The organism is Neobacillus jeddahensis (assembly GCF_000612625.1).
GTDB classification, from domain to species: domain Bacteria; phylum Bacillota; class Bacilli; order Bacillales; family Cytobacillaceae; genus Neobacillus; species Neobacillus jeddahensis.
This window is the reverse complement of sequence record NZ_CCAS010000006.1, coordinates 12,042-28,288: the sequence shown is the minus strand read 5'-3', so window position 1 is coordinate 28,288 and position 16,247 is coordinate 12,042. Positions and strand designations below refer to the sequence as shown.

13 protein-coding genes are annotated in these 16,247 nt (G+C 39.7%); 10 read left to right on the top strand and 3 right to left on the bottom strand.

What is annotated here, in order from left to right:
* The first annotated feature begins 17 nt into the window (after nucleotides 1–17).
* The 3 genes from queA (at nucleotide 18) to yajC (ending at nucleotide 2,711) form a co-directional block, all read left to right on the top strand.
* Nucleotides 18–1,046, top strand: coding sequence for a tRNA preQ1(34) S-adenosylmethionine ribosyltransferase-isomerase QueA (gene queA / locus TY15_RS04245; protein WP_040207823.1), 1,029 nt, complete (start codon nucleotides 18–20; stop codon nucleotides 1,044–1,046).
* A 199-nt stretch (nucleotides 1,047–1,245) separates the two neighbouring features.
* Entirely contained in the window at nucleotides 1,246–2,385 is a 1,140-nt protein-coding gene (gene tgt, locus TY15_RS04240; protein WP_040207826.1) for a tRNA guanosine(34) transglycosylase Tgt, read from the top strand.
* A gap of 29 nt (nucleotides 2,386–2,414) precedes the next feature.
* Nucleotides 2,415–2,711 (top strand): preprotein translocase subunit YajC, encoded by a 297-nt coding sequence (gene yajC, locus TY15_RS04235; protein ID WP_040207828.1) that lies wholly within the window; start codon nucleotides 2,415–2,417, stop codon nucleotides 2,709–2,711.
* A 38-nt stretch (nucleotides 2,712–2,749) separates the two neighbouring features.
* On the opposite strand, the gene TY15_RS04230 is transcribed toward yajC, so the two are convergent.
* Nucleotides 2,750–3,148 carry a TIGR04086 family membrane protein gene (locus TY15_RS04230; RefSeq protein WP_040207829.1) on the bottom strand — a complete coding sequence of 133 codons (399 nt, stop codon included), beginning with the start codon at nucleotides 3,146–3,148 and terminating at the stop codon, nucleotides 2,750–2,752.
* Between the two features lie 212 nt (nucleotides 3,149–3,360).
* Between TY15_RS04230 and TY15_RS04225 the strand changes: the two genes are divergently transcribed.
* On the top strand, nucleotides 3,361–4,023 hold the full coding sequence (locus tag TY15_RS04225; RefSeq protein WP_040207830.1) for a DUF421 domain-containing protein: 663 nt from the start codon (nucleotides 3,361–3,363) through the stop codon (nucleotides 4,021–4,023).
* A gap of 77 nt (nucleotides 4,024–4,100) precedes the next feature.
* Here TY15_RS04225 and spoVB read toward each other — a convergent pair whose 3' ends face one another.
* On the bottom strand, nucleotides 4,101–5,651 hold the full coding sequence (spoVB, locus tag TY15_RS04220; protein WP_040207832.1) for a stage V sporulation protein B: 1,551 nt from the start codon (nucleotides 5,649–5,651) through the stop codon (nucleotides 4,101–4,103).
* A gap of 146 nt (nucleotides 5,652–5,797) precedes the next feature.
* On the opposite strand from spoVB, the gene TY15_RS04215 reads away from it, so the two are divergent.
* From TY15_RS04215 to dtd, 6 genes are all read left to right on the top strand, one after another.
* Nucleotides 5,798–6,094, top strand: coding sequence for a post-transcriptional regulator (locus TY15_RS04215; RefSeq protein ID WP_040207834.1), 297 nt, complete (start codon nucleotides 5,798–5,800; stop codon nucleotides 6,092–6,094).
* A gap of 137 nt (nucleotides 6,095–6,231) precedes the next feature.
* Nucleotides 6,232–8,496: a protein translocase subunit SecDF gene (gene secDF / locus TY15_RS04210; RefSeq protein WP_040207835.1), complete on the top strand. Its 2,265-nt coding sequence runs from the start codon at nucleotides 6,232–6,234 to the stop codon at nucleotides 8,494–8,496.
* A gap of 114 nt (nucleotides 8,497–8,610) precedes the next feature.
* Entirely contained in the window at nucleotides 8,611–10,962 is a 2,352-nt protein-coding gene (gene recJ / locus TY15_RS04205; protein WP_040207836.1) for a single-stranded-DNA-specific exonuclease RecJ, read from the top strand.
* Between the two features lie 2 nt (nucleotides 10,963–10,964).
* Entirely contained in the window at nucleotides 10,965–11,477 is a 513-nt protein-coding gene (locus tag TY15_RS04200) for an adenine phosphoribosyltransferase (RefSeq protein WP_040207837.1), read from the top strand.
* A 222-nt stretch (nucleotides 11,478–11,699) separates the two neighbouring features.
* Nucleotides 11,700–13,895 carry a RelA/SpoT family protein gene (locus tag TY15_RS04195; protein WP_040207838.1) on the top strand — a complete coding sequence of 732 codons (2,196 nt, stop codon included), beginning with the start codon at nucleotides 11,700–11,702 and terminating at the stop codon, nucleotides 13,893–13,895.
* A gap of 11 nt (nucleotides 13,896–13,906) precedes the next feature.
* Nucleotides 13,907–14,350, top strand: a complete 444-nt coding sequence (dtd, locus tag TY15_RS04190) for a D-aminoacyl-tRNA deacylase (RefSeq protein WP_040207839.1) — start codon at nucleotides 13,907–13,909, stop codon at nucleotides 14,348–14,350.
* 52 nt (nucleotides 14,351–14,402) lie between these two features.
* On the opposite strand, the gene TY15_RS04185 is transcribed toward dtd, so the two are convergent.
* Nucleotides 14,403–16,166: an N-acetylmuramoyl-L-alanine amidase family protein gene (locus TY15_RS04185; RefSeq protein ID WP_040207840.1), complete on the bottom strand. Its 1,764-nt coding sequence runs from the start codon at nucleotides 16,164–16,166 to the stop codon at nucleotides 14,403–14,405.
* Nucleotides 16,167–16,247: the final 81 nt, after the last annotated feature.

Below are 16,247 nucleotides of genomic sequence, written 5' to 3'. Positions count from 1 at the left end.
GTAAGGTGTGTTTTAATATGAAAGTAGATTTATTTGATTTTCATTTACCAGAGGAACTAATTGCGCAAGTTCCGTTAAAAAATCGAACAGACAGCAAACTGATGGTTGTGGATAAACAAACAGGTGAAATCAACCATGAAGTGTTTAAAAATATTTCCGAGTATCTGCGTGAAGGGGACTGCCTTGTCTTAAACGATACAAAGGTATTGCCGGCACGTCTTTTTGGCGTGAAAAAAGATACCGGTGCTAAAATTGAAGTCCTTCTTTTGAAACAGCTCGAAGGCGATCAATGGGAAACACTCGTCAAACCCGCGAAACGTGTGAAAGAAGGTACAGAGATTGATTTTGGGAATGGCCTCCTAACAGCCGTCTGTACAGGGACATCGGACCATGGCGGAAGAGTGCTCGAATTCAAATATGATGGAATTTTTTACGAAGTACTCGATCAACTAGGTGAAATGCCACTGCCGCCCTACATAAAAGAGCAGCTCGAGGATCGTGACCGGTATCAGACCGTATATGCACGCGAACCTGGTTCAGCCGCCGCGCCAACTGCAGGCCTTCATTTTACGGAAAGTCTATTAGCAGAAATCAAAGAAAAAGGTGTCCATGTTACGTTAATTACACTCCATGTGGGACTTGGGACCTTTAGGCCGGTAAATGTCGATGATGTGTTAGAGCATGATATGCACTCTGAATTTTATATGGTAACGGAAGGCACCGCCCGGTTGTTGAATGAAGTAAGGAGCAACGGTGGAAGAATCATAACCGTTGGCACCACATCAACAAGGACATTGGAAACAATTGCTTCTCAGCATGATGGGAAGTTTGTTGAGGGGAGCGGTTGGACCAATATATTTATATATCCTGGGTACCAATTTAAAGCTATTGATGGAATGATCACCAATTTCCATTTGCCTAAATCGACGTTAATTATGCTTGTCAGTGCATTAGCAGGAAGAGAGAATATCTTGCATGCCTATAATACGGCCGTTGCAGAGCACTATCGTTTTTTCAGCTTTGGCGATGCCATGTTCATCATCTAAGATTTCGTAAAGTTTTTCTATATTATCAGAATTTATATGTTTCAACTTTGAGAATTGTCTAGCTCCAGGCGCCATCGGCTCGAGGTCACAAGCCAATCCGTCCAAAAGGTTAAAGAACAACCTTTCGGCCGGCTCGTCTTGTGCTTGTCGCCGATAGGCAGGCGCCTTGCGCTTTTCTTTGTAGGAAGGAGAAAATAATTTGACAGCTATTCGTTATGAATTAATTAAAACATGTAAACAAACAGGAGCTCGTCTAGGTCGTGTCCATACACCACATGGCTCTTTTGATACACCTGCATTTATGCCGGTGGGAACTCTAGCAACCGTGAAGACTATGTCACCTGAAGACTTAAAAGAGATGGGTGCTGGGATTATTTTAAGCAATACCTATCATTTATGGCTCAGACCTGGTCATGAAATCATCAAGGAGGCAGGTGGCCTTCATAAATTTATGAACTGGGACCGGGCGATCTTGACAGATTCTGGCGGTTTTCAAGTGTTCAGTTTAAGTGAATTCCGCAAAATTGAAGAAGAAGGAGTTCATTTCCGCAACCATATGAGTGGGGAAAAATTATTTTTATCACCGGAAAAGGCAATGGAAATTCAGAATGCCCTTGGTTCCGACATTATGATGGCCTTTGATGAGTGTCCACCATTCCCGGCAACCTTTGACTATATGCAAAAATCAGTTGAACGGACTTCACGATGGGCTGAACGGTGCTTAAATGCCCATCAACGTCCTGAAGATCAAGGATTATTTGGTATCGTTCAAGGTGGAGAATTTGAAGAACTCCGTAAACAAAGTGCAAAAGACCTTACCTCATTGGATTTCCCTGGCTATGCGGTTGGGGGATTATCAGTCGGTGAGCCAAAGGATGTTATGAATAGGGTACTTGAATTTACAACACCACTTTTACCAACAAATAAGCCAAGATATTTAATGGGCGTTGGTTCTCCGGACTCGTTAATCGATGGTTCGATTCGGGGAATTGATATGTTTGACTGTGTTTTACCGACACGTATCGCTCGAAATGGTACCTTAATGACAAGCAGTGGCAGATTAGTAGTTAAGAACGCCCAATATGCTCGTGATTTTGGCCCGCTTGATCCGGAATGTGATTGCTACACATGCCGAAATTATTCAAGAGCCTATATTCGCCATTTAATAAAATGTGATGAAACATTCGGAATTCGATTAACGTCTTACCATAATCTCTATTTTCTGTTAAGATTAATGGAGAAAGTCAGACAAGCCATTATGGAAGACCGGCTTGGTGATTTCCGTGAAGAGTTTTTTGAACGTTATGGTTTTAATAAGCCTAACGCGAAAAATTTCTAATAGAACCTTTTTGAAAGGAGGGTAACAAGATGCAAGGTATTGGTACAATCATTCCATTAATATTAATGTTTGTGTTATTTTATTTCCTATTAATTCGCCCGCAGCAAAAGCGTCAAAAAGCAGTTTCGAACATGCAAAGTGAATTGAAAAAAGGGGATAAAATTGTCACGATTGGTGGCCTTCATGGCTTTGTCGATTCGATTGATGAATCTAAAGTCGTCATTAAATGTGGTGATGGCAGCCGTCTAACCTATGACCGCTCAGCGATTCGCGAAGTCACTGAAGCTAGTGCAGGCACTGGTGAAGGCGTTAGTCTTTCAAAATAATAAAAAGGAAGCCATCCAAAACGTGGCTTCCTTTCTTTTTACGCAGATCTTTGAGAATTATTCGTTGAAATATTAACCCCTAATATTCCACCCATCATGGCGATTAAGGTATAGCAGGTGTGATAAATGATTTGTTCAGAGTCAAATAAGCGATCATAGCCAAGGTATTGAAATAAAAATACAACAAGTGAATAGATCAGACCTGTTAAGCCCCCTATCAGCCAGCCCTTTTCTTTGCGCTTCCCACCAGAAAGGAAACCCCCGACAAAAAGGCCTATGAATGATAAGGCTGTAATGACATATTGCAGTGATCCTTCTCGTGTCGATGTAAATCTAAGGATAAATGCAAAAATGAGGCTGCAAATCATAGCAAAAGCCAAAATGAAAATTAATCCATACAGAATGGATGTTCCAAAACTCTTTGATTCGATTTTCATTCTCTCCCTTCGGTGTCCTTAAGACTTGACCCCATCTTATTCACTTTTTTTTGTCACGTCTTTTAGACAGTTTCTTTCCTAGTACAAGCGTATTCACGAAAGCAAGCAAATAGAATCAAAGTGAAATTAAAAATTTGGATGGTATATAATTCCTCACATGTTTCTCTGTGGAATGCACATACTATTTTTGAATGCACGAAGGGGAGAAAATTGTGGGAGATATAATAACGATTGTCATTCGAACGATTTTATTTTATATTCTAATTTTGATCATTTTTCGGTTAATGGGGAAAAGGGAAATCGGGGAGCTAAGCATTCTTGATCTTGTTGTTTTTATAATGATTGGTGAACTAGCTGTCGTTGCAATTGAGAGACCAAATGTGAGGATCTTTCATGCAGTACTGCCAATGGCTATACTTATGTTAATTCAAATTACCCTCGCCATGATTTCCCTAAAAAGTAAACCATTTCGCGATCTCGTAGATGGAAAGCCAACCATTATTATTAACAAAGGAAAAATAGATGAGATAGCGATGCGAAAACAAAGGTATAATTTTGATGATTTAATGACGCAATTAAGAGAGAAGGATATCCGTAGTATTGCTGATGTTGAATTTGCTATTTTAGAATCATCTGGAAGCTTATCGGTGATCGAAAAATTAAAGAATAGTAAGGACGATTCGAAACAAGGTGATATCACGATCCCTTTAATCCTTGATGGGGAAATTGATGAGGAAAACTTAAGTAGAATCAATAAAACGAACTTTTGGCTGCGTCAGGAATTGAAACAAAAAGGATATCGCGATATCAAGAAGATTTCCTTTTGTAGCTATGAAAATGGGAAATTTTTTGTGGATATTATGGATGAAAGATAAGAAGACAAGCTAGTAAAACAGCCTGTCTTCTTGCTTGTTCCGATGGATTAAAGGATTATTTCTCCTCGTTTCACAGTTTAAAAGGAAAAAATTTTACCAATCCATGGAATTCGCTTTAGTTCATCTTTTTTAATTAGGCGGAATAAAACAAGCATCAGGAAATAAGAAACCGCCATGGCAACAGTTGTGGTTATTACACGGGTTATCAGATTTTCACTTAACAGGGTATGAGCAAAAAGCCAATATCCAAGCCAACCAGCAGCACACATGACTAGGATTCCTGTTAAATAGTCACGGATATAGAATGAAAAGGACACCTTTTTTAACACTGTTGCAAAGTGAAGACCGGTCACTAAAACAAACCCTACAATAATTCCTAAAGCAACGCCGGTAATACCGAATGTTGCCTGCGAGGCGAGGAAAAAGATTACCGCTGTTTTGATGACAGCCCCAATAAGACTATTGATCATCGCTGCTTGGGCTAAATTTAATGCTTGGAGAACAGCTTGTAATGGACCTTGGTAGTAATAAATTAAAAAAAACGGTGCCATAAGGCGGATGAAGTATGAACCTTTAGTTGAGCCGTACATAAGCTCCATGAGCGGGTCTGCCAATACATATAGTACGATAACAGCAAGTCCACCTGTTAAAAAAACAAACCGCAATGCCTGCTGCAGCCGGTATTCAATTAATTTATAATTTTTATTTGAGTTAGCCTCGCTAATGGCTGGGACGAGTGACGTTGCAAGCGAAAAGGTCACAAATGAGGGAAGCATTAACAGCGGCATAGCATAACCAGTTAGAGCACCATATTGTTTTGTAGCATTAACGGCCACCACTCCTGCCAAGGCTAAGCTGTGGGCCACGACAATCGGTTCGAAAAACCAGGAAATAGAGCCGATCATTCTGCTTCCCATTGTTGGCAAGGCAATTTCCATTAAATCGGCGAAGGTCCGCTTTCCTTTATGAACAAATTGAAAGAAATTTTTCCTTAGCTTAAATCGTTTTTTTATTTTAAACATGGTCAATAAATAAACAAGTGAGAGTAATTCCCCTAAAACAGAAGCCCCCATTGCTGCGGCAGCGCCATATTCAACTCCATAGGGAAGGAACGTCTTTGTTGCTGTTGCGATTAAGGTGATTCGAACAAACTGTTCGATAATCTGCGAGACAGCAGAAGGTCGCATGTTTTGTCTGCCTTGGAAGTAACCTCTTAAAACAGACGAGATCGCGATAATGGGTAGTGCTGGTGCAATCGCAATTAAAGGATAATACGTCCTTTGATCGGTGAAAAGCGTCGTTGATAGAATGGGGGCTAAAAGGATCAAGGCCGGTGTGATGATAATCGATAAACCTACCGTGATAGCCAATGAAACAACCAGAATTTTTTTTATTTCAGCATAATCCCTTTTGGCTTCCGCTTCGGCAATATTTTTTGAAATGGCAACGGGAAGACCTAACTGCATGATCGTAACCATCAGAATAAACGTAGGATATGCCATCATATATAAGCCGACGCCTTCCTCGCCAATGCTTCGTGCTAAAACAATTCGATAAATAAACCCAAGGACTCTCGTAATGAACCCAGCTACTAACAGGATAAAAGTCCCTTTTAAAAACTTTGACATGTAGGTTCCCACCTTCTCAAATAAGAAGAATTCATATACAATTAACTATATGCCTAATGGTGGACAAAGCATGACAAGTAGTAGAAGCTTTTTGTAAAGGTTCAATTAATAGGTGACCTCAGGTGGGGTCCAAGGAGGCACGGGGAATGGATAATAGCCACGTAAATGAACATTTTCGTACCCAAGTACAGCCAGCGTTGGCAAGTAAACTCAGGGAGTTTCGTCTTTTAGGAATTGATTCTGTAGCTGAAAACGAATTTTGGGATTTCTTAGTGAAAAAAAAGTGGAAAAAGGTAAAAGATGAAATGAGGCTTTACGAAATTATCCAGGATATTCTTTCCGTTAAGGTTAGTGATTATATTAACTTTGCAACAATTGAATCTTATAAAACGTCAGAATTTTCCTTCGATGATGGGGATGAACTGAAAGAACTTTTAAAATAAGACTCAATATGTTCATCTATAGTAAATTGACAGCCTATCCAACTTATTTCATAATGATAACAGTGACTTATTAATTAGTTTATTTGGCTTATATGTTACAGTGCTGTGGCACATGCACTAAGGAGGAACAATACATAATGGTAAAGCGTAGTAGAATTATTGCTTTCTTTCTTTTAGTACTTATAATAGGAAGCACAATTGGAGCAACGACGAAAAATATCTTAAACAATATTAAGCTTGGTCTTGATCTCCAAGGTGGGTTTGAGGTTTTGTACGAGGTTAAGCCTGCTAAAAAGGGTCAAAAAATTGACAAGGACGTTTTGGCTAGCACCGCAGAAGCGCTTGATAAACGGATTAATGTCCTTGGGGTTAGTGAGCCGAATATTCAAATTGAAGGAGATAATCGAATTCGTGTTCAGCTAGCTGGTGTTACTGACCAAAATAAAGCACGTGAAATTTTGTCTACTCAGGCAAATCTCACGTTCCGAGATGCCAATGATCGTCTGATGATGGATGGATCTGACCTTAAGCAAGGGGGAGCCAAGCAGACCTTTGATCAAAACGGTGCGCCAAGTGTTTCTTTATCATTAAAAAGCGCGGATAAATTCCGCAAAGTATCAGAAGAAATTATGAATATGGCACCAAATAACTACCTAGTTATTTGGCTTGATTTTGAAGAGGGGAAAGACTCTTTTAAAACTGAAGTATCAAAAGCGGATCCGAAATATTTATCAGCACCAACAGTAAAAGAAATTTTCAATCAAGATACGGTTTCCATTGTCGGTAGCTTTACAGCGAAGGAAGCACAAACATTGGCATCACTTTTAAATGCTGGTTCCTTACCAGTAAAACTAACAGAAGTGTACTCAACATCTGTAGGTGCTAAATTCGGTGAACAGGCATTGAACGAGACAATTCTTGCGGGAATTATTGGTGTGGCAGTTATTTACTTGTTCATGCTTTTCTATTATCGTTTCCCTGGATTTATTGCGGTCATTACATTATCTATTTATATTTATTTGGTTTTATTGATTTTCGATTGGATGAACGGCGTCCTGACCTTGCCGGGAATTGCAGCTATCATACTTGGGGTCGGTATGGCCGTCGACGCCAACATTATTACTTATGAACGGATTAGAGAGGAATTAAAAGTGGGTAAATCCATTAAATCTGCCTTTCAGGCCGGTGAAAAAAATGCATTTACTTCGATTCTTGACTCTAACTTAACGACTATCCTAACGGCAGGCGTGTTGTTCTTCTACGGGCAAAGCTCTGTTAAAGGGTTCGCAACGATGTTAATTATCAGTATCTTAATGAGCTTTTTTACGGCCGTATATGGCTCAAGACTATTGTTAGGACTTTGGGTTCATAGCAATATCTTTAAAAAGAAACCAAGTTGGTTTGGTGTGAAATCAGCTGATATAAGAAATATAGCTGAAAATGTGGATACATTAGATCTGCCTACTCGTTTTGATAAGTTAGATTTTGTAAAGCCTCGAAAGAAATTTTTTGCTATTTCGGGTGTTCTTCTAGTAGCTGGTTTCATTATACTAGTTGTTTTCCGTTTGAACCTATCAATTGATTTTACTAAGGGTACCCGGGTAGAAGTATTATCGGACAAACCATTAACAACAGAAATGGTAAAAAGTGCGTTTGAGGATCACAATTTGCAAACAGATGACATTGTGATCTCAGGAGACAATAAGGAACGGGGCTCTGCACGATTTGTAGATGTACTCAAAAAAGATGAAATAGCGAAATTAAAATCAGATTTTAAAAAAGAATTTGGTTCGGAACCAAATGTTAGCACTGTTTCGCCAACAATTGGGAAGGAATTGGCAAAAAACGCCATTATCGCCTTACTGATTGCATCGATCGGGATTATTATCTATGTAAGTATCCGTTTTGAATGGTCGATGGCGGTTGCAGCAATTATATCGCTATTGCATGATGCCTTCTTTATGGTGGCATTCTTCAGCATCACTAGACTTGAAGTGGATTTGACGTTTATTGCAGCTGTGTTAACCATCGTTGGTTATTCGATTAACGATACGATTGTTACCTTTGATAGGATGCGCGAGAATATGCATAAGAAGAAGCGTCTTAAAACAGATGCGGACATTGCGGATGTATTAAATACAAGTATCCGTCAAACCTTGTCTAGGTCTGTTAATACGGTATTAACAGTATTAATTACAGTCGTTTCACTTATGATTTTTGGGAATGAATCTATTTTCAATTTCTCTATTGCTTTATTTGTCGGACTAGTGGTGGGGGTATATTCCTCTATCTGTGTCGCTGGTCCTGTCTGGTATGTACTGAAAACAAGAGAGCTTAAAAAGAAGGGTACTATTAAAACGGTGAAAGAAAAGAGAAAGTATTCTGATCAGCCACAAGTTTAAAAACGCAACGATTCATTTTATTTGAAAAATCGCAGAGTTTCTGCGATTTTTCTTTTTATTGAATCCTAATTACTACTCTTGTATAATAAGAAAGTCTGAGGGGTGAACATACGCATGTTAAAGTCCAAAACAAAATGGATTGTTCGCAGTTCTGATAACAATCTAGTTGAAATGCTAGCAAATGAATTGAAACTAACACCTCTAGTTGCTTCGCTTCTTGTTAACCGTGGATTGAATACCGTTGATACAGCACGGTATTTTTTATTTGGTAAAGATGAATTCCATGACCCATATCTCTTAAAAGGAATGGATCTTGCAGTTCAGAGAATTCGCCAAGCCATTGAAAAGCAAGAACCGATTCTCATTTATGGTGACTATGATGCCGATGGAGTAAGCAGTACCTCGGTGTTAATGATGACACTTCGTGATCTGGGGGCAAATGTACAATTTTACATTCCCAATCGTTTTACTGAAGGATATGGACCGAATGAACCCGCATTCCGTCAGGCGGCGGAAAATGGAATAAATTTGATTATTACTGTGGATACAGGAATATCAGCGATCCACGAAGCAACTGTTGCAAAAGAGCTAGGAATTGACCTGATCATAACGGATCATCATGAACCGGGACCGGTGCTTCCTGACGCCCTAGCCATTATTCATCCTAAGATTCCTGACAGCATTTACCCGTTTCGCGAACTAGCTGGGGTAGGAGTTGCCTTTAAACTAGCCCACGCCTTATATGGGCATGTTCCGGAGCATCTGTTTGAAATTGCTGTTATTGGTACGGTGGCTGACTTAGTTTCGTTAACGGGTGAAAATCGTCTTATTACCAAAAAAGGTTTGGAAAAACTGAAAGTTACAAATAACATTGGCCTTCGGGCAATTCTTAAATTAGCTGGGGTCGATTTGACTTCTATCAATGAGGAAACAATCGGATTTACACTTGCACCAAGAATAAATGCAGTGGGAAGATTGGAAGATGCAGATTTAGCGGTTCAATTGATGCTGACAGAGGATCCGGAGGAAGCTCAAGCATTAGCTGAGGAAATGGATGCTTTGAATAAGACGAGACAGACAATTGTAAATTCCATCACAGCTGAAGCAATTGCAGAGGTTGAACAAAATTTTCCAATTGATACCAATAAGGTTATTGTCATTGGCAAGGAAGGCTGGAATGCTGGTGTCATCGGTATTGTTGCCTCTAGATTGGTCGAAAAATATTACCGGCCGACGATCATATTAAATTTTGACCCGATAAAAGGTGTCGCAAAAGGTTCAGCCCGGAGTATTGCAGGTTTTGACCTATTTAAAAATTTATCAACCTGTAGAGAAATTCTCCCACACTTTGGTGGCCACCCAATGGCGGCAGGGATGACCCTTGGACTTGACGATGTGGATGAGCTTCGTGAAAGATTAAATAATCTGGCGGAAGAGCAACTAACGGCTGCTGATTTTATTCCGGTAACCCATTTAGACGAGAAAATTCGTCTAGAGGATATTAGTTTATCCTCTTTGGATGAAATAAATCTTCTTGCTCCATTTGGAATCGACAATCCCAAACCTAAAGTGTTAATTAATAATGTTGAAATTACGAGTATGAGAAAAATTGGCAGTGAACAAACCCATCTTAAGGTCTTAGTTAATGAAAATGGCTCAAGTCTTGATGGTGTAGGCTTTGGTTTAGGTGCTTTAGCTGACCAAATTTCACCTGCTTCGAAAATTTCATTAATCGGAGAATTATCTATTAATGAATGGAACAATATACGTAAACCACAAATCTTTATCCAGGATATTGCTGTTGAATCATGGCAGTTATTTGACTATCGGGGTCAAAAAAGGCTCAATAGCTTAGAAACAGCTATTCCAGCTGAAAACAGGAAATTGATTATTTTTAATAAAGAACAACTTGAAAAAATTAGCCCTAAGCTGAGACCTGAGGCTATTCTCATCGAAGATATTGAGGCGGCACAAGCATTTGATTGTAACAGCGCCAATATTGCTTTAGTTGATTTTCCGCCAACAAAAGGACTTCTAAGGGGTTTATTGGAGGGGAAACGTCCAGCTAGGATTTATGCCTATTTTTATAAAGAATCCAGTGATTTTTTCAGCACGGTTCCGACACGTGACCATTTTAAATGGTTTTATGCCTTTCTTATGAAAAAGGGTCCTATTGATCTTAAACGTCATGGAGAGACAATAGCTAAGCAGCGTGGTTGGTCAGAGGAAACTATTATCTTTATTTCAAAGGTGTTTTCTGAACTGGATTTTGTTACAATAAACAATGGATTTATTACTTTGAAAACGGGCGCGCAAAAGCGTGATCTAACTGACTCAAGTACTTATCAAACCAAAGAGAGACAATATGCACTTGAACGAGACTTATTGTTTTCATCTTATCAGGAATTAAAAGCATGGTTCGATCAGGTTATTCGAGAGTCAGTTGAAACTGAGGAGGCAATTTAAGCATGGATTTAAAGCAATTTATTACGATCGTACCTGACTGGCCAAAACCAGGAATTAAATTTAAGGATATTACCCCATTAATGAATAATGGTGAAGCCTATAAATACGCAACAGACCAAATTGTTTCATATGCAAAAGAGAAACAAATTGATATTATTGTTGGTCCAGAAGCACGTGGATTCATTATTGGATGTCCTGTTGCTTACTCACTTGGAATTGGTTTTGCTCCAGTACGGAAAGAAGGAAAGCTTCCAAGAGAAACCATTAAAGTTGGATATGGACTTGAATATGGTAAAGATATTCTAACCATCCATAAAGATGCCATTAAACCGGGTCAACGTGTTTTAATCACAGATGATTTGTTAGCAACAGGTGGTACAATTGATGCAACCATTCAGTTGGTTGAACAGCTAGGTGGAGTGGTAGCAGGGATTGCTTTCTTAGTAGAATTAAGTTATTTAGATGGCCGTAAGAAGCTTGATGGCTACGATGTTTTAACATTGATGCACTATTAAAGGATGCAAGAGGGCACTCAGTGACGAGTGCTCTCTTTATATAATTCTTGAATGAATCTGAGAAATTTCGACACTTTTTTCTTTATTTGCGGAAAAAAGGGTACAATCTCTTTACATCTATGCTTTTTTTTTCGATAATAGAAACAATCATTCTAATTTAGGAACATTTTTTATTGAATGACATTTAAATAATAAATATGAGATGAAAATAAAGGTGATTTCATGGCGAATGATCAAGTGTTAACAGCCGACCAGGTCATCGACAAGACGCGGATCTATTTAAATGAGGAGCATGTTGAATTAGTGAAAAAAGCGTATGAATACGCGAAACATGCTCACCGTGAACAATATCGAAAATCGGGAGAGCCATACATTATTCATCCTATCCAGGTTGCAGGAATCTTAGCTGACCTTGAGATGGATCCTGCAACAGTGGCTGCCGGTTTTCTTCATGACGTTGTGGAAGATACGAATATATCCTTATTGGATATTGAGGAAGCTTTTAACGGCGAAGTGGCGATGCTTGTCGATGGGGTTACAAAATTAGGGAAAATTAAATATAAATCTCATGAAGAACAGCAGGCGGAGAACCATCGGAAAATGTTCGTTGCCATGGCACAGGACATCCGGGTTATTCTCATTAAGCTCGCCGACCGGTTGCATAATATGCGAACATTAAAGCATCTTCCTTTAGAAAAACAACGTCGGATTTCAAATGAGACACTTGAAATTTTTGCCCCTTTAGCTCATCGTCTTGGGATATCTAAGATTAAATGGGAGTTGGAAGATACTGCATTAAGATATTTAAATCCGCAGCAATATTATCGGATAGTGAACTTAATGAAGAAGAAACGAGCGGAACGGGAGCAATACTTAGAGGACGTCATCGAGGAAGTAAAGAATCGGATGGGTGAGGTTTCTATTAAAGCTGAGCTTTCAGGAAGACCAAAGCATATCTACAGCATTTATCGGAAAATGGCCCTGCAAAATAAGCAATTTAGTGAGATTTATGATTTACTGGCAGTTCGAATTGTTGTAAACAGCATTAAAGATTGCTATGCAGTCCTTGGGATCATTCATACATGTTGGAAACCAATGCCAGGCCGCTTCAAGGATTATATCGCAATGCCTAAGCCAAATATGTATCAGTCTTTGCATACGACGGTCATCGGTCCTAAGGGAGACCCGCTTGAGGTGCAAATTCGGACGTATGAAATGCATAGGATTGCAGAGTTTGGGGTCGCGGCACATTGGGCCTATAAAGAAGGAAAGGCGATTAGCGATAGCTCAACCTTCGAACAAAAGTTAACGTGGTTTCGGGAAATTCTAGAATTCCAAAATGATACCGCCAATGCCGAAGAGTTCATGGAATCATTAAAAATAGATCTATTCTCCGATATGGTGTTTGTATTTACGCCAAAGGGAGATGTGATTGAATTGCCGTTTGGGTCTGTTCCAATTGATTTTGCCTATCGTATTCACTCAGAAATCGGTAATAAAACCATTGGTGCAAAAGTAAACGGTAAAATGGTGACCCTTGATTACAGGCTTAAAACAGGTGATATCATCGAAATTCTCACCTCCAAGCATTCATATGGTCCAAGTCAGGATTGGCTAAAGCTTGCGCAAACCTCGCAGGCGAAAAATAAGATTCGTGCCTTTTTCAAGAAACAACGTCGTGATGAAAATGTTATTAAAGGAAAAGAACTGGTCGAAAAAGAAATTCGTAATATGGAATTCGACAGTAAAGAAATTTTAACGCCTGATAATTTAAAGAAAGTGGCAGAGAAATTTAACTTTTCCAGTGAAGAGGATATGTATGCGGCAGTCGGGTATAACGGCGTAACAGCCTTACAGGTTGCCAATCGTTTGACCGAGAAATGGCGTAAACAGCGGGATAAGGAACAATCAGCTACAATTGCTAATGCTATTACTGATTTAAAATCCTTTCCTTCTACCAAAAAGCGGGAATCAGGTGTTCGGGTTCAGGGAATTGACAACCTATTAATTCGCTTATCAAGATGTTGTAACCCCGTACCAGGGGATGAAATAGTTGGTTTCATTACAAAGGGGCGCGGTGTCTCTGTCCATCGCTCTGACTGCACTAACATAGACTCCAATGATGCACAATCAAGATTAATTCCAGTAGAGTGGGAATCTTCTTTAAATGATCGGAAAGAGTATAACGTTGATATTGAGATTAGCGGCTATGATCGCAGAGGTCTGTTGAATGAAGTCCTTCAAGCGGTTAATGAGACGAAAACGAATATATCTGCTGTGACTGGGAAATCTGATCGCAATAAAATGGCGACGATTATTATGTCGATAGCGATTCACAATGTTAGCCACCTGCAAAAGGTAGTAGAGCGAATTAAACAAATTCCAGATGTTTATTCAGTTCGCCGGATTATGAATTAAGGGGTTTCAGTATGAGAGTAGTTGTTCAACGTAGCAAAGCGGCAAAGGTTACCGTAGATGGTGTAGTCACTGGACAGATTACCAAAGGGTACGTTCTTCTGGTTGGGGTGACACATGAGGATAACGAAGCGGATGCTGCTTACTTAGCTGATAAGATTGCCAACTTAAGGATCTTTGAGGATGCAGATGGCAAAATGAATTTGTCCTTATTAGAAGTTGGGGGAGAAATTCTTTCGGTTTCTCAATTTACTCTTTATGGGGATTGCCGAAAAGGAAGAAGACCTAATTTTATGGAGGCTGCACGTCCTGAACAGGCGGTAGAGCTTTATGAAACTTTTAATAGCTTGCTCCGAGATAAAGGTATCCTTGTTGAAACGGGTGTATTCGGGGCGATGATGGATGTTGAGTTAATCAATGATGGTCCTGTGACCCTAATTGTAGAAAGCAAAAATTAAACAATAAGCCTGGCACCCATTTTAGGTGCCAGGCTTATTGTTTGTTTTTTGCTTATTCTGCTTTAAAATAGCGTGCGAGTCCATTAAATAAACCGGACGCGGCGTTTTCTTGAAAGCTGCTGGATTTAAGTGTTATTTCTTCTTCGGGGTTACTTAAATAGCCAAGCTCAATCAAAGTAGCATTTTGACTGTTTTCACGAATCACATGGAAATCTCCAATTCGAACGCCACGGTCTTTCAATTTTGTTTGAGCAACTGTTGAAGCAAGTACCGAATTGGCAAGTGCTTCTTGATAAGGATGATAGTAATAGCCGGTCATACCTCGAACGCTTCGATCTAAATTACTGTCGTAATGGATGCTGATAAAAGCATCAGCATTCTGCGATTGGGCCGCATTCACTCGGGATGGTAACGATATAAAAGAATCGTTGTTGCGCGTAAGATAGACGTTTGCACCGGCTGCTGTTAATTTATCATATAAAAGCCGAGCCGTACGAAGTGTCAATTCCTTTTCCAATGTCCCGTTTGCTCCTGTAGTGCCGTTATCCCCACCGCCATGACCTGGGTCAAGCACAATGGTTTTATTTTTAAGATAACCTTCGGCCCCAGCCTTTTCGATCTGTGGCTTTGTGCCATTGATGGAAACAATCCAGCCAGCAACAAAGCCTGATTTTCCATTCTTTAGTTTCACTTCATACCAGTCATTCACAATACTTTTAACAGAATACGTGGCCCCTTCATTGGCAAGTTCAGCCACATCTGCTTGGACATTTGCCTCTTTTCGAATATTGGTTCCATTATGTAAGATGGTAACGGTACTCCCATTGACAGCTTGTCCAGCTTGAGATTTTTTTGTGGTCTTAGTTAAATACCAGCCTGCTATCCAACCAAAACTACCAGACTCAAATTCTATCTTAACTGCACTGTTGTTTTCTTCTAAAATAGCAAAACTCTGCCCCTTTGTGACAGTTCCAATGATGGAAGAATCTAATGAAGATTCAGAGTGGACATTGAGACGATTGACGGTTACAGTTCCATTGATTCCAGTCGATGTTTTCGATGGGGAATCTTTTAATTCTCCCGATTCGCTATCAATAAACGCAGAACTAGCCCATCCTCTAAGATTTGAAAAACCGATCTCTATCCAATCATTTTGTTTGCTATAAATGGTGACACTCGTGCCTATGGAAAGTTTTCCAATAACAGGGCTCGTTGTGGAGGGATCTTTCCTCACGTTTAAGGTGTCACCAGTAACCACTCCTGTACTTGTTTTAGCTGAACTGGAAGAAGGCTTTTTAGCTTGTTTCTCCGTTTTGATGGTTAAAAAATCTTTAACGACCCATCCATCGCCAAAGGTTGAGGTTATTTTATACCAGTATTCATTTTGATCCAGGACAGTAACCTCTTGCCCTTCATTTAACAGGCCGACAATCCGGAAGCTAGTCCCAGGACCAGAGCGAACCCTTAATTGATCGGTGTTAGCCTTGGCAATCGTCTGATTACTTCCCGATGAAGAAGCGGAGGAAGTAGTCTTTTGATCATTTTCCATTGTCACCAGCCAGTTGACAATCCAGCCTGTTTTACCCAGTGACAACTTAATCTCGATCCAATCGTCTTTTTCCTTTACAATTTCAAACTTTTCACCTCGAGTTGCCACCGTTACAAGCGGATAACTTAATCCAGGTCCGCTGCGAACATTAACCGTTTCAGTCGATATGGTCAGTGAACCACTTGCTGCACTGCTTTTTTCTTGGGGCAGGAAGGCTCCGAAAATAAGAATGATTGATAATAGCAGTAAGGTAAATTTCTTGAGCATCGACACCATCCTTTTCTTTAAGTCTATCAAAGTGCCTCTGATAGCAACTTCTTTTTTATTTTAACGTAAACCAGTGAGAAA